This window comes from Serratia sp. JSRIV006, from assembly GCF_019968685.1.
Lineage (GTDB): Bacteria > Pseudomonadota > Gammaproteobacteria > Enterobacterales > Enterobacteriaceae > Chania > Chania fonticola_B.
Genome location: NZ_CP074137.1, coordinates 1392273 through 1413731, shown reverse-complemented (window position 1 = coordinate 1413731; position 21459 = coordinate 1392273). Strand labels below are relative to the sequence as shown.

The following is a 21459-nucleotide window of genomic DNA, read 5'->3' as shown; positions in this document are numbered from 1 at the left end:
TCAGCGTATTAACAGCCACTCATGCGGCCTATTGTAACGGAAAAGCGCCGGACCGGAACCTATATCAGCAACAGGTAGAACAGGGGTTATTTTTGCGCCAGCTGCCAGACGGCAGCTACGTTGCGCGCCGTAACTTCCAGGTTATGGGCCGCGTCCGCCAGCGCCTCTGGCAGCGTCACGATGCGGTCGATCACCGAGAAAGCGGCATCGATGCCGTGTTGATGCACCACCTGATAGTCTTTTGACAGGCTACCGGCAATGGCAATCACCGGTAATTGGTGGCGCTTGGCTACCCGCGCAACGCCGATCGGGGTTTTGCCGTGGATCGACTGGCTGTCGAGCCGCCCTTCGCCAGTGATCACTAAGTCAGCATTACGTACCGCGTCTTCCAGATGCAGCGTTTCGATTACGATTTCGATGCCTGGCCGCAGCTCAGCTGCCAGAAAACCGATCAGTGCCGCTCCCATGCCCCCGGCAGCACCCGAGCCGGGCACCTGCAATACCTTGCGCCCGGTGCTCTGCTCCAGGAGCGTGCCGTAATGATGCAGCGCCTTGTCCAGTTGCCGCACCTTCTCCGGCGTGGCCCCTTTTTGTGGGCCGAAGATTGCTGAAGCCCCGTGATCGCCACACAGCGGGTTATTCACGTCGCAGGCTACCGTGATCTTCACCTGCTGCAAGCGGGGATCCAGTTGGCTGAGATCGATATGCGCCAGTTGCGCCAACGCCGCACCACCGGGCCGTAATTCTTGATTGCGGTGGTCGAGAAGCTTAGCGCCCAGCGCCTGCATCATACCCGCCCCGCCATCGTTGGTTGCGCTGCCGCCGATCCCCAAAATGATCGAGTCTACACCTTGTTGCAGTGCCGCCAGGATCAGCTCGCCGGTGCCAAAACTGCTGGTCACTAACGGATCGCGTTCGTCACCCGCCACCAGATGCAGCCCGGACGCGGCTGCCATTTCGATCACTGCGGTTTTCCCTTCCCCCAGCAGACCATAAAATGCTGCTGTAGGTTTGCCCTGCGGCCCGCTAACCTGCACATTGATGATTTCCCCACCGGTGGCGGCCACCATCGCATCGACGGTGCCCTCGCCTCCGTCCGCCATGGGCAGCAACACATAGTGCGCCTGCGGATAGATTTGCCGGAAACCACGCTCGATCGCTTCTGCGACACCCTGAGCACTCAGGCTCTCTTTAAAGGAGTCGGGGGCAATTACCACTTTCTGTAGGGTGTTCATCGACAGCGCCTTAATCTTCAGAGGATGCCACTGCATCGGTTAGTGAATACCATACCCTGCCGACAACGGAAATTCTTTAGCGATAGACACAAACAAAAGGGTAAAAAAGAACGTTATTTTGTGCATTCACACAATTCAATCCTGCATCAACATCCCGATATACAGTTGCAAGACGTCCGCCAATTGGTTGATCTTCAGGCCAGTCGTTTTTTCTACGCGCTGCAGACGGTAACGCAGGGTGTTAACGTGAATATGCAGCTGTGCCGCAGTCTTGGTTTGGTCACAATTCTGATTGAAATAGTGGCGCAGCGTGTTTCTCAGCATCCCTTTTTCATCCTGGGCGCTCAATTGCCGCCAGGGCCGTGAAAGCTCCTGGGCTCGCCAATCCTCCCCTAAATCGCACAGCAGCGAGGGCAGCGGGTAGTCATCATAAAACAGCGTGTGCTGGATCAGTTTGAGACGGTGCGCCATGGTTTGCACTGCTCTTGCGGTCTGAATGGAGCGATAGACGCCCTCCTCACCACTGTAAAAGCCCCCGACGATCAACCGCAGGCCAAAGCGTTGCTGGATCTCATTCTGGAGCTGCTGGGCCAGCTTACGCTCCTGCTGTACGTCCCACACGCCCTGTTTCATACAGGCCGGGCGCAAGAGCACCAGTTCATTAAAGCTGGTCATGGTGATCAGCGCCTCACGCTGGGTGATCTCCAGCTCTGCCAGCAAGCCTCTCAGTACCTGCGGCTGCGGTTCATACAGCTCTAGCAGCCAGACAATGCGTGGCTGTTGCAGATCCAGCTCTAAATAGGCCGCCATCGCCTCGCGCGAACCAGGTTCACTGTGCCCTTGCAGCAGTTGGTTGGCCAGCTCTTCCCGGTAACGCTTTTCCCACTGATGTTGATCGAGCATCGCAGCCTGTTCCACCATCAGCTCTGCCGCCATTTTCACCAGTTCACCATAGGCTCGCACCTGGGCCGGATCGCCGGAAACCCCAATCGCTCCCACCAGTTGATTACGAAAGCTGAACGGCAGATTGATGCCGGGCTGCACGCCCTTCAGATGGTGTGCCGTGGCCTCATCAATCTCCACCACCCGGTTTTCGGTCAGGGCCAATACCGCCCCTTCGTGTCGCTGATACAGGCGCGAGGCGTTGCCGGAAGCAATAATGACGCCGTTGCTGTCCATCACGTTGACCGAATGGTGAATGATGCTCATCGCACGTTGCACGATCTGGCGCGCGGTCGCTTCTTGCAAAAAATTTGTCTGCCTGGGCATGCGGCTCTTCCTGTCGGGCGAAACGGTAGCACTGATAACCTAGCATGAAGCGGCAAAAAAAACGCCGGGCAGCAACCGCAAGCCCAGCGTTTTCTACAGCCTTGACACCGATTAGCCCAGAATGGTCGCCAGCTCAGCGCTCACTTCCGTCACCTTACGGGTGCCATCGATCTTGTGGTAAGACGTATTACCCGCCTCGGCTTCTTTATGATAGTAAGACACCAGCGGCGCGGTCATCTGATGGTATTCCACCAGGCGCTTACGCACGGTCTCTTCCTGATCGTCTTTACGGGTGGTCAGCTCTTCGCCGGTGGCGTCGTCTTTCCCTTCTACCTTCGGCGGATTGAATTTGATGTGGTACACGCGGCCAGATGGCGCATGCACGCGGCGGCCAACGATACGATCGACGATCAGTTCGTCCGGCACGTCGAACTCCAGCACGTAATCCACTTTAATGCCGGCTTCTTTCATCGCGTCAGCCTGTGGAATGGTGCGTGGGAAACCGTCCAGCAGGAAACCGTTACGGCAGTCTTCCTGGGTAATACGCTCTTTGACCAGCGCAATAACCAGCTCATCGGTCACCAGCTTGCCGGCGTCCATGATTTCTTTCGCCTTTTTGCCCAGCTCAGAACCGGCCTTAACGGCTGCGCGCAACATATCGCCCGTGGAGATTTGCGGAATGCCGTATTTCTCCATGATGAATTGAGCCTGAGTGCCTTTACCAGCGCCTGGAGCGCCCAGCAGAATGATACGCATTGCGTAAATCCCCTTGCTATGTATTTCCCTTCATTCTTCTGGCCGCGGCCGGAAGTCTATCGGGTTTGAGTTTTTATTAAATTTCGAAAACACTCAACCTTACCATTTCTGAGGGGGGTGGCTCAAGGTAGCGAGAGGAAATCGGTTGCGGAAAGATCGGGCTGAAACGAGGCAAGCAGGAGAAAAATTTGACGGGAATAGAAGAGATTACGCCCCAAACCCTAAGGTCTGGGGCGTATTTTGCTGATTAAGCGGACAACAGCTTATTCATGCGGCGGATAAACTGGTTTGGATCTTCCAGCGTACCCCGCTCTGCCAGCAGGGCCTGATCCAACAGCAGATCGATCCATTCGGCAAATTGTTCGTTATCGCCCACATCGGATGCGCGTTTGACCAACGCATGCTCCGGGTTCAGCTCGAAGATATACTTCACTTCCGGCGCAGCCTGCCCCGCAGCGGCAAACAGTTTGGCCATCTGGGTGCTCATCTCGTCGGCATCGGTGGTAACGATGGCCGGGGTATCCGTCAGGCGGTGCGTCAGACGCACGTCCTTCACGCGCTCACCCAGCAGCGTCTTGACCCGCTCGATAAACGGCTCCAGCTGCTTCTCGGCTTCTTTCTGCTCTTCGGTTTCATCCGCCAGTTTATCCAGCGCTTCATCCGCTTTGCTGACCGACTGGAACACCTTACCGTCAAACTCGGTCAGGTAGCTCATCATCCACTCATCGATGCGGTCAGACAGCAGCAGGACTTCGATGCCTTTCTTGCGGAACAGCTCCAGGTGCGGGCTGCTCTTGGCGGCGGCATAACTGTCGGCGGTGATGTAGTAAATCTTGTCCTGGCCTTCGGTCATGCGGCCAACGTACTCTTCCAGCGAGACGGTTTGCGCCGAGCTGTCATTGTGCGTAGAAGCAAAGCGCAGCAGTTTGGCGATGGCCTCTTTGTTGCCGCCGTCCTCCGCTGGCCCTTCTTTCAGTACCATACCGAACTGCTGCCAGAACTTCTGGTAGGCTTCCGCGTCGTCTTTGGCCAGCTTGTCCAACATCTGCAACACGCGTTTGGTCAGCGCGCCACGCAGGTTTTGGGTAACACGGCTGTCCTGCAGGATTTCACGCGAAACGTTCAGCGGCAGATCGTTGGAATCGATCAGGCCACGCACAAATCGCAGGTAGTTCGGCATGAACTGCTCGGCGTCATCCATGATAAACACGCGCTGAACGTACAGCTTCAGGCCGTGTTTATGATCGCGATTCCACATATCCCACGGCGCCTGGGCCGGGATGTACAGCAGGCTGGTGTACTCCTGCTTACCTTCCACCCGGTTGTGGCTCCAGCTCAGCGGATCGGTAAAGTCATGGGCAATGTGCTTGTAGAACTCTTTGTACTCTTCTTCGGTCACGTCAGCTTTGCTGCGAGTCCACAACGCTTGCGCCTTGTTGATTTTCTCCCAGGTGACGGTGCCGTCTTCTTCATTCTTGGTTTCAATCTCTACCGGCAGTGCAATGTGATCGGAATATTTGCCAATCACCGAGCGCAGACGCCAGCCGTCGAGGTATTCGTCTTCGCCTTCACGCAGGTGCAGGGTAATTTCGCTGCCGCGATCGGCCTTGCTGATATCGGCGATGGTGTAATCACCTTCACCGGCAGACTCCCAGTACACCCCTTGATCTTCCGCAGCACCGGCCGCGCGGGTACGCACGGTGACTTTGTCCGCCACAATGAACGCCGAGTAGAAGCCCACGCCGAACTGACCGATCAGTTGGCTGTCTTTCGCCTGATCGGAGCCGATAGACTCCAAGAAGGCCTTGGTACCAGACTTGGCAATCGTCCCCAGGTTTTCGATCACTTCTTCGCGGCTCATACCGATGCCGTTATCGGCAATCGTCAGGGTACGCTTCTCTTTGTCGAAAGACAGACGCACACGCAGCTCGCCATCACCTTCATACAGTTCCGGCTTGGAAAGCGCACGGAAACGCAGTTTGTCCGCCGCATCGGAGGCGTTGGAGATCAGCTCACGCAGGAAGATTTCTTTATTGGAGTACAGCGAATGGATCATCAAATGAAGCAGTTGTTTGACTTCAGACTGGAACCCACGGGTTTCTTGACCTTTCATACTCATTGATTACCTCAAAGACAGTAATGACCAAATCATGCAATGAGGATCAAATGGGGTTAACTCTGTGGTTTTTCAAGCGGCTGGCGGGGAATTTTTTGTCAACGGATTACGGGGCAGAGGACTGCCCCGTAAAGAATCATCAGAATTTGATCGCGTGGCGTCCGGCCAGGGAGTGCGACAGCGTGGTGCCATCCACCATTTCCAGTTCACCACCCACCGGAACCCCGTGGGCAATGCGGCTGGCAAGTACGCCATATTGGCCACACATCTCGGCGATGTAGTTGGCCGTGGCGTCCCCTTCCACCGTTGGGTTGGTGGCCAGGATCACTTCAGTGATGGTTTCCTTCTCCAGCCGTTGCTCCAACCGATCCAGGCCGATATCGCCTGGGCCAATGCCGTCTAACGGTGACAGATGGCCCATCAGCACAAAGTAGCGCCCGGCAAACTGGCCGGTCTGCTCGATGGCGTGAATATCCGCCGGGCTCTCCACTACGCAAATCTGGCCGTTTTGCTGGCGGCGCACATTATTGCAGATGGTGCAGGTATCCTGCTCGGTGAAGGTACGGCAATCGGCACAGTGGCCGATCTCCGACATGGCACGGGTCAGCGCCTGTGCCAGCCGCATACCACCGCTGCGATCGCGCTGCAGCAGTTGGAACGCCATACGCTGCGCCGACTTCGGGCCAACGCCCGGCAGGCAGCGCAGTGCCTCCATCAATGATTCAAGGAGCGGGCTGGTTTGCATCAGAACGGCATCTTAAAGCCTGGCGGCAACTGCATCCCGCTGGAAACCGACGCCATCTTCTCTTTCTGGGTTTCTTCGATGCGACGTGCTGCGTCATTGAAAGCGGCAGCGATCAGATCTTCCAGCATCTCTTTGTCGTCTTCCATCAGGCTTGGGTCGATTTCTACCCGGCGGCAGTTATGTGCCCCGTTGATGGTCACTTTCACCAAGCCAGCCCCGGATTCACCCGTCACTTCCAATTTGGCAATTTCTTCCTGCATCTGCTGCATCTTTTCCTGCATTTGCTGGGCTTGCTTCATCAGGTTACCCATACCGCCTTTACCAAACATAGTCGTCTCTCATAGCATTGGCCGCGCACCGTGCGCCGCGTTAAATAGGGCGAATACTCTCTTCATCCAGATCTGCATCGAAGAACCGACGCAGAGTCTGGATATTGGTATCCGCAACGATGGACTGGCGAGCCTGCGCCAGTTTTTCTTCATAAATGGCTTGCCGCCACTCCAGCGGAGTCCGCTCCGCCGGATTATCGTCTTCCACCACGCTGAGTTCAACCGTGCGGCCATGTAACTCACTGAGTGCCTGCGCCAGTGTCTTCTGTGCCGAAGGCGAATTCAGATGACGCTGCGAAGACCGCAGGTGGAGACAAATGCTGTCCGGAGCCAGCTGCTGCTTAAAGGCGTTTAACGCCAGTTGCTGCACCAGTTTCGGTATTTTTAGCTGGTCGATCTCTGCCGCCCAAGGATCGCGCTCGATGGACTCAACCACCAGTTTAGCCGACAGCTCAGGCGTTTTTTCATGTTCGAGCGCCGTACGCAACGCTTTTGGCGTGGCCAGCGGTTCCGGCGCGGCTTCAGGTTCGGTAAGCGCACGCCAGCGATAGGCCTCCGGCTTGGCCGGCTTCTCCGTCACGATCTTTTCGGCCTGACGCTTCTGGCTGCGTTCGGTTACCGAGGCTAAACGCTCTAGTGCCGAGTTAGCCGGCCGCGCTATTCCTGGCGCCGCCGGCTCATTCTTTTTTGCGGTGGATGCCCCCTGTTGCCGCAGCAACTGGGTTCGCGCTTTAAGTAACTGCGCGGTAGCATCCGGTAAATTTGTTGGTTGAGTATTCTGCACTGACGCAGCCTGCCCCAAGGGAGGTGGGGCATCTGGATAGGGGGAAGGTGGCGCAACGGCCATATTCCCCTGCGGCTGTGCGGGCGCGGTCTGTACCATGGCCACCGGCTCTGGGATCACCGCTTTGGGGTGAAACGCCAGCGCGCGCAGCAGGGTCATCTCAACGCCCATACGGCGATCCGGGGCAAAGGCCAACTCTTTGCGGCCAACCAACAAGGTTTGGTAGTAAAGCTGTACGTCCGTTGGCGGCAGGGTACGCGCCAGCTCACGTAACCGCTGCTCAATCGCAGCGTAATGGTTGTCCAGCACCGAGGGCAGCAGTTGCACCATCGCAATGCGGTGCAGCAGCGCCAGCGTCTCCACCAGCAGGTTTTCCCAATCCACGCCGCGTGACGCTGCCTGGGCGACCTGCGCCATCACTTTTTCACCGTCGGCACTCACCAGGGCTTCCAGGATGGCCAGCGGCTGCTCATCATCCAACGTCCCCAGCATCTGGCTGACGGTGTCGGTCGTCACCTGCCCCTGCCCCATGGCAATCGCCTGGTCGGTCAGGCTGAGGGCATCGCGCATACTGCCATCGGCGGCGCGTGCCAACAGTTGCAACGCGCGGGCATCGCTGATGATGTGCTCTGCCAGCAAGACGGTTTCCAACTGGGTGCGGATTTGTTCCACGTCCATCGCTTTAAGATGGAATTGCAGGCAGCGAGAAAGAATAGTGACCGGCAGCTTCTGCGGATCGGTGGTTGCCAATAGGAACTTGACGTGCGCAGGCGGCTCTTCCAGCGTTTTCAGCAACGCATTGAAGCTGTGGCGCGAGAGCATGTGGACTTCATCGATCAGGTAAACCTTGAAACGGCCACGCGCCGGGGCGTATTGCACGTTATCGAGCAGATCGCGAGTATCTTCCACTTTGGTTCTGGAGGCGGCATCGATCTCGATCAGATCGACAAAGCGCCCCTGCTCAATTTCACGGCAGTTATCACATTGGCCGCAGGGCGTCGCAGTGATGCCTGTTTCGCAGTTCAAACCTTTGGCCAACAGACGCGCAATGGTGGTTTTACCCACGCCACGCGTGCCAGAGAACAGATAGGCGTGATGGATCCGCCCCAGAGAGAGGCCATTAGCCAGCGCCGTCAGGACATGCTCTTGTCCGACAACCTCTGCAAACGTTTGGGGGCGCCACTTACGGGCAAGAACCTGATAGCTCATTAAGACTTCATCACTGATTTATGGAGTAATTTCAACCCAAGTAGTACACCACAACGTCGAGGACATTGCCATGTGGGCGGCCTGCTGGTACCGAGGTTGAACCGATACCCTTTATCGTCCGATGGCCACTCACACTTTAGTGTAACAGTACGCCCGCCGTCATTCCTATAACTTTGCATCATGCCTGCCAGGTGCAAACCTGTTAGCCCGTCAAGATAGGGAACGCTTTGGCATTTTTAGCAAGGAACTGATGGGAGCGAAACAGAAAATGTCAGAATACAGCAGAGAATACGGGGAAGTAGTGATTCTACGTCAACCCCGCAGCGAACCACGGGGTTGTCTATCGAAGCTATCAATGCCCGGCGAAGTCGAGCAGGCAGTAGCAATTAATACCCAGATTATTCAGGCGCGTTTCGCCCCCGAGGTCCGGCAGGTTGATGATAAATGCCGCATCTGTCACTTCACCACCCAAACGGCGGATCAGCGTGGCGGTGGCTTCGATCGTGCCACCGGTGGCCAGCAGATCGTCAACGACCAGTACTTTGTCACCAGCAACGATGGCATCGGTGTGAATTTCCAGCTTGTCGGTGCCGTATTCCAGCTCATAGCTTTCGCTCAGCGTCGCACGCGGCAATTTGCCCGGTTTGCGTACCGGCACAAAGCCAACGCCCAGCGCCAACGCTACCGGTGCGCCGAACAGGAAACCACGCGCTTCAGTACCCACCACCTTGGTGACGCCCGTATCGCGGTAACGTTCGACCAGCAGTTCAATACTGGAAGCATACGCCAGCGGGTTTTCCAACAGGCTGGTCACATCACGGAACAGAATACCCGGCTTCGGGTAGTCGGGAATGGTTTTGATACTGTCTCTAATATACTGAAGCTGTTGCGCAGTCGCGGTCATAGTTATTGCCTGATAAAACTACCTGATAACTTCCACACAGGCCTGCAACCACCACGCTTTGAACAAAAAAACGTCGGGAGGAAACCTGCGCACGAAAACGCCCAAATCTATGCAAAAAGGCGGATAAATGCAACTGACGCCGCACGATCAGCGCTGTTTTTGTTGCGGCAGGTCAATAACTGGCAGCCTGAGCATAAAGGTCAGCAAAATAACCAGGATCGCCAGCAGTACACCTCGCACCCACCAAAGGTTCACCAACCAGAGGGAAGCGGCAAAAGTCAGGACAATAACCAGCACCGCTTTCCACTTGGCTCCTGGCGGTAACGCCTTATGCTGTTGCCAATGCCGCAAATAAGAACCGAACCAGGAGCGATACAGCAACCAATGATGAAACCGCGGTGAAGAGCGTGCAAAGCACCAGGCAGCCAACAACAGAAATGGGGTCGTTGGCAGCAGTGGCAGCATCACGCCCAACGTTGCCAGCACCACGGCTAACCAACCCAGTATAATCAACAACCAACGAGTCATGCCTGTCCTTACCTATCATGATGGCCCGTTTACTGTAGCATCCTTGGCCATAATGCTGCCAGTTGGCGGCTTTATCCATCCGAAGCTTGTCTGATCTCTCTTTCACGGGCAAGCTTAGGCACTTACTGCCTTATCAAAGGATCTCACGTGACTACGCAACGCTTATTACAGGCGCTTGAACAACAGATCGCCGCCCTGGCCAGCGAAATCCAACCGCGAGGTGATACTCCGATCTCGCAGGCGCGGTTTGACGTTGCCCTGTTCTCCAACCACGGCACGCGGTTACGAGATTATCTGGCCGAGATACAAAAGAACTTTGCCCAGCTACAAACGGCGGTCAAAGACAACCGTACCGCCCACGTCGCCTTTCTGGCAGAAAAGCTGGTGGCACAGCTCACCGCGTTACAGCGCGAAATGGCGACCCAGACGATACGGCGTAAAAATCAGCCGAAGGAAGTGGCGGTGGTCGATTTGTACCATAAGCTCGCCGAACATCAGGATTATGAACGCCGCCTGATCGCCATGATCCAGGACCGCGAAAGTCTGTTAGGGCAACAAACCACCTTCGCCGCGCAGAAGAAATTACAACAGGAACTGGCCGCATTCGAGGGCAGATTAGTGCGTTGTCGGCAAGCGTTGGCGCGCATAGAGCGCAGTATCGAGCGAAAAGAAAACGGTTTTTGAATATTTGTCACAATATTTTAATGATTATTCCCCTCCCCGCGCCAGGTTCACTATACTCAGCCAAAGCACAATCTCGTCTCTCCTGCGTTTAAAACACGGGAAGATCCCTTTACTCACACCAACGTTGGACTTATGTCGCTAGAGAATGCCTCCCCAGAATTACAACTGGCGGTAGACTTGATTTACCTGCTGGAATGCAACGAGATCGATCCGGCAACGGCGCTGGCCGCGCTGGACATTGTCAGAAAAGACTATCAGGAAAAGATGCAGCGTGCAGGCATCACCTCACCGTACTTGCCCGCGGGCCAATGATCATGGCCCGCTAGCGTTATCATCAGGTTCCTACACCGCAGGGTGATCACCGATGCCTGGAACCTGCGCCCGCTTGACCTCCTGCACTTCGTTGCCCTGCTGGTTATGCAGGTACACTTCCAACTGGTTGAAGGCGATATTAATGTCGTTCTCACGGCATAGGCGGTCAATCGCCCGGTTCAGTTCATCCACGGTATAGCTGCGATCGCGCAGCTCACGCACGTACAACCGCAGCTCATGATCCAGCGTGCTGGCACCAAAGTTGAGGAAAAACACCATCGGCTCAGGATCCGTCATCACGCGCGGGTTTTCATGCGCCGCCTGCAACAGCACCGCCTTGACCTTGTCCAGATCGGAGCCATAGGCCACTCCCACTTTAATCAGCACGCGGGTAATGGTGTCTGACAGTGACCAGTTAATCAGCCGCTCGGTGACAAACGCTTTGTTAGGAATGATCACTTCTTTACGGTCAAAGTCCGTAATGGTGGTAGCGCGAATCCGGATCTTGCTGACCGTCCCGGAGTACGTGCCGATGGTGATGGTATCGCCGATCCGCACCGGGCGTTCAAACAGAATGATCAGGCCGGAAACGAAGTTGGCAAAGATTTCCTGTAAACCGAAGCCCAAACCTACCGACAGCGCCGCCACCAGCCACTGGAGCTTGTCCCAAGAGACGCCCAGCGATCCTAACGCAGTGATGGTCCCTACCGCCGTGATCAGATAGGTCAGAATGGTGGTGATGGCGTAAGACGCCCCCTGCCGCAACTGCAGGCGGGATAACACCAACACTTCCAGCAACCCCGGCAGGTTACGCGTCATGACGTAAGCGACGATCACCGCCAGGACGGCCACCATCATATTGCCCAACGTTACCGCCTGCGGTATCACACTGCCCGCCACGTTGCTGGAGTAATGCCATAGGGTAACGCTGTCGAGGTAGGAGATCACCGTGACCAGATCCGACCATATCGCATAAAACGCACTGGCGAAGATCAGAAACAGCACCATGGTGGTCAAACGCAGCGACTGCTGGTTGATTTGATCCAGCGCCAGTGGGGGTTCCTCTACCGGCTCGTTACCTTCGGCCCCCTCTTTCTCTTTGGCCTGGTTTTGGCGGCGCGCAAGGGCACGGCGATAGGCCAACCGACGAGCGGCCACGCTCAGGCCACGGATCGCTGCCAGATAAACGATATTCCACAGGAAGTACAGATAGAGGCTATCGATCCAACGGCCAGCCAAACGTAACGTGGTATAGAAGTAACCGGCAAACATCAGCCCTAGCAGGATCACCGGTGTGGCAGCCAGCGCAGTGACCATCAGCAACCGCACTTTATGGGAGTCTTTTTCACGCCAATGGTCGCGGCAGATAGGGAACACCAACACCGATAATAGCGCCAATGTCAGGATCACCACCACCTGGCCAATAACATCTTCGACCAATCTCAGCGGGGCTTTTTCGCCCAGCACTGACCAGAAGATCAGTGGTAACAGGGCAAGTCCCAACCTGAAGGTCTGGCGGCGATAGTGCGCACAGCGATCGGCCGGGATATTAAAATGCCGCTGCGAAATACCTCCCGGGGCCAGCATGCGGAAAGTGAAGCCAAACACCAACCAGAATAACGCCAGCTGTTGTGACAAGGCCCAGATAAAATCGCTGATGCTGAAATCGGCCCGATAGAACCAGAACCCGGCACCGAGCAACAGTAAAGAGCCCGGTAACACCTTTAATAAGGTGAGCAGAATGGCTTTCGGCGTATGCAGTTGGCTATCGCGCTTTAGCTGGCCGACATCATTGGCCAGCTTTTGCAGATGCCTGTCAATCAGGCGGTAGCGCCAGCGCAGTAGGCCAATCACTACCAGCAACGGGATCAGGAACACCAGGGCATGCAGTCCGCCCAACATCAACTGTCCGGGTTCGAATTTAAAATCCAGCCCGGCCAGCTGTTCTTTCACCGCGCCAGGCAGCCCCTTGAGCCAAGCGAAATCGATAGGCTTGTTGCTGTTAACCCAGAAAATCTGCTGGGTCAGCGTGTCCTGTACCGAGCTATAGACGCTGGTCAGTTGCTGCTGATTAATCTGCAGGTTGATGGCCAACGACAGTTGGTTATTGAGCTGTTTATTCAGTTGATCGAGCAGCTCACGGCGCATATCGACAATTTCATTCAACGCGTCAAGCACGTCGCCGTTGGCCTTTTCCTTACTGTCCGCCACCAGCTTATTGATGAAGTCATCGCCCTTGAACAGCTCATCGCGCTGCTGGTTGATCTCAAACTGCTCCAGCCGTAAATCCGCGATCTGGGTGCTCATGTCCGCCACCAATGTGCCCGGCGGCAGGTTTTGCTGCTGCTGATAAAGAATGCGCGATAACACCAGGCTGCCCTTCAGCACCTGGATCTGCTCTTTCAGGTTTTGTTCCGATTGCAGGCCGCGATCGAGCCAGTTTTTCACCTGAATATTTTGCTGGAACAGGGTATTACTTTCTTGCGTGGCGGTGATCAGCCGCTGGCTGATTTGCCGGTTGATGTTCAGCTCTTTGCTCACCAGTTTGTCGCTCTGGATATCGCTGGTATCCTCCGGATTCTGCGCCTCTTTCGCCGTTTTTTCCGACAGCGTCAGCCGTTTGCTGTTTACCACATCCTGCAACACCTGCACTCGGTGATCCAGGGCATCGATGTTCATGGTGGTGTAATCACGCTGCTTCTGGAGCAGGTCTTGTAACGTTGTGTTGGCATCCAGGCTTCTGCGTTGCAGGTCTATCTCAGCATTGAGCAACACCTGCTCCGTATTGAGCATGACCTGCTGGGTGCTGCGTAATACCTGCTGCCCCGGTGCACGATCGCTTAGCAGGTTACGGATTTCCTGCAGGCGTTGGGAAGCCGTGTACATACTGCTCTGTACGCGCTCTGGCTGGGTCTGCAGTGAGATAAGCTGGCTGTTGTAGGTGGAGAGGCTTTCCTGGGTGTCCTGCAGTTCGTCCAACGTCTGATACAGGCGGCTTTCCAACTGACGCAGGGAAAGCGGTAGCAGTTCGGCTCGCGTCACCGCTTCATCAGCCGGATTTTTCAGCGACTCCAGATCCCGTGTGACCTGTTGTAACTTGGCCGGGGCCTGCTGAACCTGCTGTTTAAGCTGATTGACCTCTTGCTTGATACGATCGATGCCGTCAAGCAGTTCCAGCGTGCGATTTAAGTCCTGTAGAGAGAGCTTTTCGACCGGCGTCAGGTTTTTCTGTTTGTTCAGCGCCTCTATCTGGCTCTGAATGTCACTGCGCGCAGGGAGGTCGCCGCTTTGTGCCGCGAACGCGCCCAAAGGCAGAACCAGCGCCGCCAACAACAAAAACCATAGCGTAATAATGCGGAATTGGCCCGCAGCGTAAGACAGGGAAACAGTTTGTACTACGGGGAGAATACGCCTGCGACTCATGATTTAGCGTCGGTTTAACCATCAAGCGTCAAGGTTATCACGATCGCAGGTCGGCGATGAATAAGAAAAGCATTGCAGGACATGAATCGCCTGGGACTCAGAAAGTCAGCACTTTCTCTGCCGCCAGCGTCCACTGGGCCAATTCCACCAGCGTGCCAATTTCTACGCCATCGGCCAGCTTCAGTTGGCTGACGCCACGGGCATCGGCACAGGTTTTACAGAGTTTGACCGGTACCTGCTGCGCCGTCAGAATTTCCAGCATCTGCTGCAAATGATAACCTTCACGCGGCTGCTGCCCGGCAATGCCCGCCACGACCGCATCGGACATCAGAAATAGTTTTAACTGCAGCTTGGGCTGCTGTTCTTTCAGGGTGATCGCCAGACGTAGCGCATTGAACAACGATTCCTGGCCATAAGCCGCACCGTTGGCAATCAGTAACAGAGATGACATTGGGATTCTCCTTATCGAGGTCTACCGGGCTGGCGCGTTCACACGTAGGGAAGGGCTAAGCTGCGCCATTTCTAGGAAGCTGTCGACCAAGATACTCGCCTCGGCTTTGAGATCAAAGCTTTCCGGCATAAACAGCCAGTTCTCCATCAGGCCGGTGATGTAAGCACGCAGGATGATTGCGGCCCGGCGGGTATGCAGATCGGCAGGGAGTTGCCCGTGATCCATACTGTTGCGTAAAACGCGTTCGATACGATCATAGCCTTCAAGGTAAAGCACCTTGCGAGCGTCATGTAACGGCATCATTTCGCCAATAAATTCGCATTTATGGAACACGATCTCCATCAATGCCCGGCGCCGACAGTCATCGACCGTAGCGGTCAGAATATAAATCAGAATCTCTCTTAAAATACGCAGTGGATTATCGGGATACTTTGCCTGATACTCTATCTCCAGATCGCCTATTTTCGACTCTGAGAGCTCCCAAACTTCATTAAACAGGTCTACCTTGTTCTTGAAGTGCCAGTAAATTGCACCACGCGTAACCCCGGCAGCGGTTGCGATATCAGTCAAAGAGGTTGCCGAAACGCCACGCTCGGAGAATTCCCTCACTGCGGCGTCGAGGATCTGTTGTCGTGTTTCTTGCGCCTGCTGTTTGGTTTTTCGTGCCATGATGTTGTTTTTTAGGGGCGGTGTGATTTACATACATTCGCGAATGTATGTACCATAGCACGCAGATAAAATTAACGCAGCAATGGGTTTTAAAGCTTGTGATCCATTGATCAATTTGAAATCGGACACTTGAGGTTTTTCTATGAACAAAAACAGAGGGTTAACGCCTCTGGCGGCAGTTCTGATGCTTTCAGGCAGCTTAGTGCTTACAGGATGTAACGATAAAGAAACCCAGCAACAGGCCCAACACCAGGCTCCTGCCGTGGGTGTGGTGACGCTGAAGGCTGAACCTCTCAATATTACTACCGATCTTCCTGGCCGTACCGCAGCATACCGCATCGCCGAAGTTCGCCCTCAGGTTAGTGGCATCATCCTGAAACGCAACTTTACTGAAGGCAGCGACATCAAGGCGGGTGTTTCACTGTATCAAATCGATCCAGCGACCTATCAAGCCGCTTATGACAGTGCCAAAGGCGACCTGGCCAAAGCCCAGGCCGCGGCAGAAATCGCGCGTCTGACGGTCAACCGTTACAAGCCTTTACTGGGTACTAGCTACATCAGTAAGCAAGACTTCGATAATGCCAACTCCACACTGCTGCAGGCTAACGCTTCCGTGATCGCTGCCAAGGCCGCAGTGGAAACCGCGCGTATCAACCTGGCTTACACCAAAGTGACTTCCCCAATCTCTGGTCGTATCGGCCTTTCATCGGTAACCGAAGGGGCGCTGGTGACTTCCGGTCAGGCCAATGCGCTGGCTACCGTGCAACAACTGGATCCGATGTATGTCGACGTGACCCAGTCAAGCAACGACTATCTGCGCCTGAAACAGGAATTGGCTAACGGCACCCTGAAACAGGAAAACGGCAAGGCCAAAGTGAAACTGCTGCTGGAAAACGGCCAGGCCTATGCGCAAGAAGGAACGCTTGAATTCTCCGACGTGACCGTTGATGAAACCACCGGTTCCATCACTATTCGTGCCATCTTCCCTAACCCGAACGATGCCTTGCTGCCAGGTATGTTCGTGCGCGCCCGTCTGGACGAAGGCGTGCGTACCGATGCCTTGCTGGTTCCGCAACAGGGCGTGACCCGTAACCCGCGTGGCGAAGCTACCGCGATGGTTGTCGGTGCGGACGATAAAGTGGAAGTACGTACGCTGACCGCCGCGCAGGCGATTGGCGACAAGTGGTTGGTGACGGCTGGTTTGAAACCGGGCGATCGCGTCATTGTTTCTGGCCTGCAGAAAATCAGACCTGGCGTTCAGGTGAAAGCGCAAGAAGTTGATAGCAAGCCACAGACTGCGTCTGAACCCGAGAAGAAGTCATAAAAAGGAGCCGGTAATACATGGCTAAGTTCTTTATAGATCGCCCCATATTTGCATGGGTAATCGCCATCATCATTATGTTGGCGGGCATCTTGTCGATCATGAAGCTGCCTATCGCGCAATATCCGACCATTGCGCCACCAGCAGTCACGATCTCCGCCAACTACCCGGGCGCTGACGCCAAAACGGTGCAGGATACCGTAACGCAGGTTATCGAACAGAATATGAACGGTATCGATAACCTGCTGTACATGTCCTCCAACAGTGACTCGTCCGGTAACGTCCAGATTACGTTGACCTTCAACTCTGGTACTGACCCTGATATCGCTCAGGTACAGGTACAGAACAAGCTGCAGCTGGCAATGCCGCTGCTGCCGCAGGAAGTACAGCAACAGGGCGTTAGCGTTGAGAAATCAAGCAGCAGCTTCCTGATGGTAGCGGGCTTTATTTCCGAAGACGGTAGCATGACGCAGGAGGATATCGCGGACTATGTAGGTTCCAACATCAAGGATCCTATCAGCCGTACCTCTGGTGTGGGTGACGTTCAACTGTTCGGTGCCCAGTACGCGATGCGTATCTGGCTTGATCCCAACAAACTGAACAACTACCAACTGACCCCGGGCGATGTTATCGCTGCGATCAAGGTTCAGAACAACCAGGTTGCTGCAGGCCAGCTCGGTGGGACTCCACCGGTGAAAGGCCAACAGCTGAACGCCTCGATCATCGCGCAAACCCGCCTGACCTCACCGGAAGAATTCAGCAAGATCCAGCTGAAAGTCAACCCGGACGGCTCGCAGGTACGCCTGAGTGATGTGGCCAAGGTTGAACTGGGCGGTGAGAGCTACAACGTCATTGCCCGTTATAACGGTAAGCCTGCTGCCGGTATCGGTATCAAGCTGGCAACCGGTGCCAACGCCCTGAACACGGCGTCAGAAGTGAAGGCAGAACTGGCCAAACTGGAACCGTTCTTCCCTGCAAGTCTGAAAGTTGTTTACCCTTATGACACCACCCCATTCGTTAAGATTTCCATTAACGAAGTGGTAAAAACCCTGATTGAAGCGATCATCCTGGTGTTCCTGGTGATGTATCTGTTCCTGCAGAACTTCCGCGCTACGCTGATCCCAACGATCGCCGTACCGGTAGTATTGCTAGGGACGTTCGCCATCCTGGCAATGTTTGGCTTCTCGATAAACACCCTGACGATGTTCGGCATGGTGTTGGCGATAGGCCTGCTGGTGGATGACGCCATCGTGGTGGTAGAAAACGTCGAGCGTGTCATGGCTGAAGAAGGCCTGCCGCCAAAAGAAGCCACCAAGAAATCGATGGAACAGATCCAGGGCGCATTGGTGGGTATCGCCATGGTGCTGTCAGCGGTATTTATCCCGATGGCCTTCTTCGGTGGGTCAACCGGGGCAATCTATCGCCAGTTCTCGATCACCATCGTTTCCGCCATGGTGCTGTCGGTATTGGTGGCGTTGATCCTGACGCCTGCGCTGTGTGCCACCATGCTCAAACCGATCCCGAAAGGCGATCACGGCATCAAGACCGGCTTCTTCGGCTGGTTCAACCGCCTGTTTGAGAAGAGCACCCACCACTATACCGATAGCGTAGCGAACATTTTGCGTAGCACCGGGCGTTATCTGGTGATCTACCTGCTGATCGTGGTTGGTATGGCGGTGCTGTTCATGCGCTTGCCTTCCTCGTTCCTGCCGGACGAAGACCAGGGCATCCTGCTGACCATGGTACAAATGCCAGCGGGTGCCACTCAGGAACGTACCCAGAAAGTCCTGGACGAAGTTAACCGCTACTACCACGAGAAAGAAGGTAACAACATTAACTCGGTGTTCACCGTTAATGGCTTCGGCTTCAGCGGCCAGGGTCAGAACACCGGTTTGGCGTTTGTCAGCCTGAAAGACTGGTCTGAGCGTAAAGGTGAAGAGAACAAGGTGCCGGCAATTGCTGCCCGTGCAATGGGAGCTTTCTCGCAGATTAAAGACGGCTTGGTATTTGCCTTTAACCTGCCAGCGATTGTGGAACTGGGGACGGCGACCGGCTTCGACTTCCAGTTGATCGATCAGGCTAACCTGGGTCACGAAAAACTGACCGCAGCACGTAACCAGCTGTTGGGCATGGCGGCAGAACATCCTGATTTGCTGGTCGGCGTACGCCCGAACGGCTTGGAAGATACGCCTCAGTTCAAACTGATCGTCGATCAGGAAAAAGCACAAACGCTGGGTGTTTCCCTGAGCGATATTAATACGACTCTCGGCACCGCACTGGGCGGCTCGTATGTGAACGACTTTATCGACCGCGGTCGTGTGAAGAAAGTGTACGTGCAGGCTGATGCTCCGTTCCGTATGCTGCCTGATGATATCAATAACTGGTATGTGCGAGGTAGCACCGGGCAGATGGTTCCGTTCTCCGCCTTCTCCACGGCGAAATGGGAGTTCGGTTCACCGCGTCTGGAACGCTACAACGGTCTGCCATCAATGGAAATCCTTGGCCAGGCTGCCCCGGGTAAGAGTACCGGTGAAGCGATGGACATGATGGAACAACTGGCGGCGAAACTGCCAAACGGCGTCGGCTATGACTGGACCGGTATGTCCTATCAGGAACGTCTGTCCGGTAACCAGGCTCCGTCACTGTACGCCATCTCACTGATCGTGGTGTTCCTGTGTCTGGCCGCTCTGTATGAGAGCTGGTCGATTCCGTTCTCCGTTATGTTGGTTGTGCCACTGGGCGTCATCGGTGCTCTGTTGGCCGCGACCATGCGCGGGCTGGAAAATGACGTTTACTTCCAGGTAGGCTTGTTGACAACCATTGGGTTGTCGGCGAAGAACGCGATATTGATCGTGGAATTCGCCAAGGACCTGATGGATAAAGAAGGTAAAGGGCTGATCGAATCAACGTTGGAAGCGGTACGTATGCGTCTGCGTCCAATCCTGATGACGTCACTGGCCTTTATCCTCGGGGTTATGCCGCTGGTTATCAGCAGCGGCGCAGGCTCCGGCGCTCAGAACGCGGTAGGTACCGGCGTAATGGGCGGGATGGTGACAGCTACCGTCTTGGCAATCTTCTTCGTACCGGTGTTCTTCGTGGTGGTTCGCCGCCGCTTCAGTAAAAAGACTGAAGATATGGAACACGCCCATCCGGTTAAGCATCACTGATGCTTTCCTACTGACAACCAAGGCCGCGCAAGCGGCCTTTTTTATGCCTGCTAGTTAGCCAATAGACCCAACGCTGATCCACGCAATTTTGAGGTTGATCCCGATCCCAGAGAGGTGCATAATAATTGTTATAGTATAACATAACAATTGAGGTCATCATGAAGGCAGGCATCCATCCAGACTACCGCACCGTGGTATTTCACGATCTTAGCGCCGATACCTACTTCAAGGTGGGGTCGACCATCAAAACCGATCGCACTATCGAGCTTGAAGGTAAAAGCTGGCCCTACGTCACCATAGATGTCTCTTCCGCTTCGCATCCGTACTACACCGGCAAGCAGAAAGAGTTCTCAAAAGAAGGCAGCACCGCGCGCTTCCAGCAGCGGTTTGGCCATTTGGTTAACAGCAGAAAATAATCGGGGTTGATGATGCAAGTATTGAGTTCACTGCGTTCGGCGAAGGGTCGCCATCCGGATTGCAAAGTTGTGCGCCGTCATGGCCGCGTCTTTGTGATTTGTAAGTCCAACCCGCGTTATAAAGCGGTACAGGGACGTAAGAAGAAGCGTTAAGCCAAAGTGTCACTGGTAACCAAAGCCCCGTTGCTGCTCAACGGGGCTTTTTTATTGCCAAATGCCACTGCAAAGGAAAAACCCACCGCATGCGGTGGGAGGAAAATTTACTTCATGCTGCCAACAATGGCCTCGACGTTGTGTTTGAATGCCTGCACATAGCTGGCTGCCGGGCCTTGCGGTTTGGATAGTGCTTCAGGATACAACTCACCTCCCGCTTTCGCCCCCGTTGCCGCCGCGATCTGCTGTACCAAGCGCGGATCCGTTTGGTTCTCAATAAAATAGGCTTGGACTTTTTCCTGCCTGATCTGCTTGATCAACCCGGCGACATCGCTGGCGCTGGCTTCAGCCTCGGTAGAAAAACCGACCGGGGCAAGGAAAGTGACGCCGTATTCTTGGCCAAAATAGCCGAAAGCATCATGGCTGGTCAGCACCTTGCGCTTTTGCTGTGGCACCGCTGCGAACTGTGCTTTGGCCCAACCATCGAGCTGCTGAAGCTGTTGAATATATTCACCACCACGTTGGCGGAAATAGGCGGCATCTTCAGGATCCGCAGCGATCAGCGCATGCATCACGTTGGTCGCATACTGCACGCCATTGTTCATGCTGTTCCAGGCGTGTGGATCGGTGACCTGTTTGCCCTCTTCTTCCATGCTGCGCGACTCGATCCCTTTGGATGCGGTGATCACCGGCCCCTGATAACCGGAAGCCTTCACCAACCGATCGATCCAACCTTCAAGCCCCAATCCGCTGACAAACACCACATCGGCCTGCGCCAGCTGCTTGCTGTCTTGCGGCGATGGCTCAAAACTGTGCGGATCGCCATCAGGGCCAACCAGCGTGCTGACCTTTACATGTTCACCCCCCACCTGTTTGACGATATCGCCAAGAATAGAAAAGCTGGCCACGGCCTCAACGGTTTTTGCCTGCGCTAACGGGCTGGCGAGCAGAGCAGCTGCCACCAGCGTTATGGGTAAAGATTTCATGT

At 55.1% G+C, this 21459-nt stretch carries 19 protein-coding genes and 1 other annotated feature; of the genes, 6 read left to right on the top strand and 13 right to left on the bottom strand.

Features of this window, described 5'->3' with window-relative positions:
- Nucleotides 1-86 precede the first annotated feature (86 nt).
- The 9 genes from KGP16_RS06380 to KGP16_RS06340 form a co-directional block, all read right to left on the bottom strand.
- A complete protein-coding gene (locus KGP16_RS06380; protein WP_223501499.1) occupies nt 87-1235 on the bottom strand; it encodes a glycerate kinase in 1149 nt (382 codons plus the stop codon).
- Between the two features lie 135 nt (nt 1236-1370).
- Nucleotides 1371-2504 (bottom strand): sugar diacid recognition domain-containing protein, encoded by a 1134-nt coding sequence (locus KGP16_RS06375; protein ID WP_223500984.1) that lies wholly within the window; start codon nt 2502-2504, stop codon nt 1371-1373.
- A 111-nt stretch (nt 2505-2615) separates the two neighbouring features.
- Entirely contained in the window at nt 2616-3260 is a 645-nt protein-coding gene (gene adk, locus KGP16_RS06370) for an adenylate kinase (protein ID WP_024528407.1), read from the bottom strand.
- Between the two features lie 247 nt (nt 3261-3507).
- On the bottom strand, nt 3508-5373 hold the full coding sequence (htpG, locus tag KGP16_RS06365; RefSeq protein ID WP_037375256.1) for a molecular chaperone HtpG: 1866 nt from the start codon (nt 5371-5373) through the stop codon (nt 3508-3510).
- A 142-nt stretch (nt 5374-5515) separates the two neighbouring features.
- Complete coding sequence (gene recR / locus KGP16_RS06360) at nt 5516-6121, bottom strand: recombination mediator RecR (RefSeq protein WP_024484410.1); 606 nt, start codon at nt 6119-6121, stop codon at nt 5516-5518.
- Complete coding sequence (locus KGP16_RS06355) at nt 6121-6450, bottom strand: YbaB/EbfC family nucleoid-associated protein (RefSeq protein WP_021180123.1); 330 nt, start codon at nt 6448-6450, stop codon at nt 6121-6123. Before KGP16_RS06355 ends, recR begins: the two co-directional genes overlap by 1 nt.
- 40 nt (nt 6451-6490) lie before the next feature.
- Nucleotides 6491-8443 carry a DNA polymerase III subunit gamma/tau gene (gene dnaX, locus KGP16_RS06350; protein WP_223500983.1) on the bottom strand — a complete coding sequence of 651 codons (1953 nt, stop codon included), beginning with the start codon at nt 8441-8443 and terminating at the stop codon, nt 6491-6493.
- Nucleotides 7094-7158 (bottom strand) — a sequence feature (DnaX frameshifting element). Its footprint overlaps the gene before it by 65 nt.
- A gap of 352 nt (nt 8444-8795) precedes the next feature.
- A complete protein-coding gene (gene apt / locus KGP16_RS06345) occupies nt 8796-9347 on the bottom strand; it encodes an adenine phosphoribosyltransferase (RefSeq protein ID WP_021180126.1) in 552 nt (183 codons plus the stop codon).
- 147 nt (nt 9348-9494) lie between these two features.
- Nucleotides 9495-9875: a DUF454 family protein gene (locus KGP16_RS06340; RefSeq protein ID WP_223500981.1), complete on the bottom strand. Its 381-nt coding sequence runs from the start codon at nt 9873-9875 to the stop codon at nt 9495-9497.
- A gap of 147 nt (nt 9876-10022) precedes the next feature.
- On the opposite strand from KGP16_RS06340, the gene priC reads away from it, so the two are divergent.
- Both priC and rsmS read left to right on the top strand, forming a co-directional pair.
- Nucleotides 10023-10559, top strand: a complete 537-nt coding sequence (priC, locus tag KGP16_RS06335; RefSeq protein ID WP_059200031.1) for a primosomal replication protein PriC — start codon at nt 10023-10025, stop codon at nt 10557-10559.
- Between the two features lie 132 nt (nt 10560-10691).
- Nucleotides 10692-10871 (top strand): pleiotropic regulatory protein RsmS, encoded by a 180-nt coding sequence (rsmS, locus tag KGP16_RS06330; RefSeq protein WP_021180129.1) that lies wholly within the window; start codon nt 10692-10694, stop codon nt 10869-10871.
- Between the two features lie 30 nt (nt 10872-10901).
- Here the strand turns inward: rsmS and mscK are convergent, their stop codons facing one another.
- The 3 genes from mscK to acrR all read right to left on the bottom strand — a co-directional run bounded on the left by mscK (nt 10902) and on the right by acrR (nt 15414).
- A complete protein-coding gene (gene mscK / locus KGP16_RS06325) occupies nt 10902-14294 on the bottom strand; it encodes a mechanosensitive channel MscK (protein WP_223500980.1) in 3393 nt (1130 codons plus the stop codon).
- 97 nt (nt 14295-14391) lie between these two features.
- Nucleotides 14392-14745, bottom strand: a complete 354-nt coding sequence (locus KGP16_RS06320) for a DsrE/DsrF/TusD sulfur relay family protein (RefSeq protein ID WP_021805459.1) — start codon at nt 14743-14745, stop codon at nt 14392-14394.
- A 21-nt stretch (nt 14746-14766) separates the two neighbouring features.
- Complete coding sequence (gene acrR, locus KGP16_RS06315; protein WP_021180132.1) at nt 14767-15414, bottom strand: multidrug efflux transporter transcriptional repressor AcrR; 648 nt, start codon at nt 15412-15414, stop codon at nt 14767-14769.
- Nucleotides 15415-15556: 142 nt separating this feature from the next.
- Here acrR and sdeX point away from each other — a divergent pair, with 142 nt between their 5' ends.
- The 4 genes from sdeX (at nt 15557) to ykgO (ending at nt 20471) form a co-directional block, all read left to right on the top strand.
- The gene (sdeX, locus tag KGP16_RS06310) at nt 15557-16738 is read left to right on the top strand and encodes a multidrug efflux RND transporter periplasmic adaptor subunit SdeX (RefSeq protein ID WP_021180133.1); all 1182 of its coding nucleotides are present in this window, start codon (nt 15557-15559) and stop codon (nt 16736-16738) included.
- A gap of 17 nt (nt 16739-16755) precedes the next feature.
- The gene (gene acrB, locus KGP16_RS06305) at nt 16756-19902 is read left to right on the top strand and encodes a multidrug efflux RND transporter permease subunit AcrB (RefSeq protein ID WP_094981187.1); all 3147 of its coding nucleotides are present in this window, start codon (nt 16756-16758) and stop codon (nt 19900-19902) included.
- A gap of 158 nt (nt 19903-20060) precedes the next feature.
- The gene (locus tag KGP16_RS06300; RefSeq protein WP_021180135.1) at nt 20061-20318 is read left to right on the top strand and encodes a type B 50S ribosomal protein L31; all 258 of its coding nucleotides are present in this window, start codon (nt 20061-20063) and stop codon (nt 20316-20318) included.
- A 12-nt stretch (nt 20319-20330) separates the two neighbouring features.
- Nucleotides 20331-20471: a type B 50S ribosomal protein L36 gene (gene ykgO, locus KGP16_RS06295; RefSeq protein ID WP_021805462.1), complete on the top strand. Its 141-nt coding sequence runs from the start codon at nt 20331-20333 to the stop codon at nt 20469-20471.
- 107 nt (nt 20472-20578) lie between these two features.
- Here ykgO and KGP16_RS06290 read toward each other — a convergent pair whose 3' ends face one another.
- The gene (locus KGP16_RS06290) at nt 20579-21457 is read right to left on the bottom strand and encodes a metal ABC transporter solute-binding protein, Zn/Mn family (protein WP_059200029.1); all 879 of its coding nucleotides are present in this window, start codon (nt 21455-21457) and stop codon (nt 20579-20581) included.
- Nucleotides 21458-21459: the final 2 nt, after the last annotated feature.

What these genes read in the sequence shown, in the direction of transcription:
- KGP16_RS06380 (WP_223501499.1), bottom strand. Translation starts at nt 1,235, where the DNA reads ATGAACACCCTACAGAAAGTGGTAATTGCCCCCGACTCCTTTAAAGAG.
- KGP16_RS06375 (WP_223500984.1), bottom strand. Translation starts at nt 2,504, where the DNA reads ATGCCCAGGCAGACAAATTTTTTGCAAGAAGCGACCGCGCGCCAGATC.
- adk (WP_024528407.1), bottom strand. Translation starts at nt 3,260, where the DNA reads ATGCGTATCATTCTGCTGGGCGCTCCAGGCGCTGGTAAAGGCACTCAG.
- htpG (WP_037375256.1), bottom strand. Translation starts at nt 5,373, where the DNA reads ATGAAAGGTCAAGAAACCCGTGGGTTCCAGTCTGAAGTCAAACAACTG.
- recR (WP_024484410.1), bottom strand. Translation starts at nt 6,121, where the DNA reads ATGCAAACCAGCCCGCTCCTTGAATCATTGATGGAGGCACTGCGCTGC.
- KGP16_RS06355 (WP_021180123.1), bottom strand. Translation starts at nt 6,450, where the DNA reads ATGTTTGGTAAAGGCGGTATGGGTAACCTGATGAAGCAAGCCCAGCAA.
- dnaX (WP_223500983.1), bottom strand. Translation starts at nt 8,443, where the DNA reads ATGAGCTATCAGGTTCTTGCCCGTAAGTGGCGCCCCCAAACGTTTGCA.
- apt (WP_021180126.1), bottom strand. Translation starts at nt 9,347, where the DNA reads ATGACCGCGACTGCGCAACAGCTTCAGTATATTAGAGACAGTATCAAA.
- KGP16_RS06340 (WP_223500981.1), bottom strand. Translation starts at nt 9,875, where the DNA reads ATGACTCGTTGGTTGTTGATTATACTGGGTTGGTTAGCCGTGGTGCTG.
- rsmS (WP_021180129.1), top strand. Translation starts at nt 10,692, where the DNA reads ATGTCGCTAGAGAATGCCTCCCCAGAATTACAACTGGCGGTAGACTTG.
- mscK (WP_223500980.1), bottom strand. Translation starts at nt 14,294, where the DNA reads ATGAGTCGCAGGCGTATTCTCCCCGTAGTACAAACTGTTTCCCTGTCT.
- KGP16_RS06320 (WP_021805459.1), bottom strand. Translation starts at nt 14,745, where the DNA reads ATGTCATCTCTGTTACTGATTGCCAACGGTGCGGCTTATGGCCAGGAA.
- acrR (WP_021180132.1), bottom strand. Translation starts at nt 15,414, where the DNA reads ATGGCACGAAAAACCAAACAGCAGGCGCAAGAAACACGACAACAGATC.
- sdeX (WP_021180133.1), top strand. Translation starts at nt 15,557, where the DNA reads ATGAACAAAAACAGAGGGTTAACGCCTCTGGCGGCAGTTCTGATGCTT.
- acrB (WP_094981187.1), top strand. Translation starts at nt 16,756, where the DNA reads ATGGCTAAGTTCTTTATAGATCGCCCCATATTTGCATGGGTAATCGCC.
- KGP16_RS06300 (WP_021180135.1), top strand. Translation starts at nt 20,061, where the DNA reads ATGAAGGCAGGCATCCATCCAGACTACCGCACCGTGGTATTTCACGAT.
- ykgO (WP_021805462.1), top strand. Translation starts at nt 20,331, where the DNA reads ATGCAAGTATTGAGTTCACTGCGTTCGGCGAAGGGTCGCCATCCGGAT.
- KGP16_RS06290 (WP_059200029.1), bottom strand. Translation starts at nt 21,457, where the DNA reads ATGAAATCTTTACCCATAACGCTGGTGGCAGCTGCTCTGCTCGCCAGC.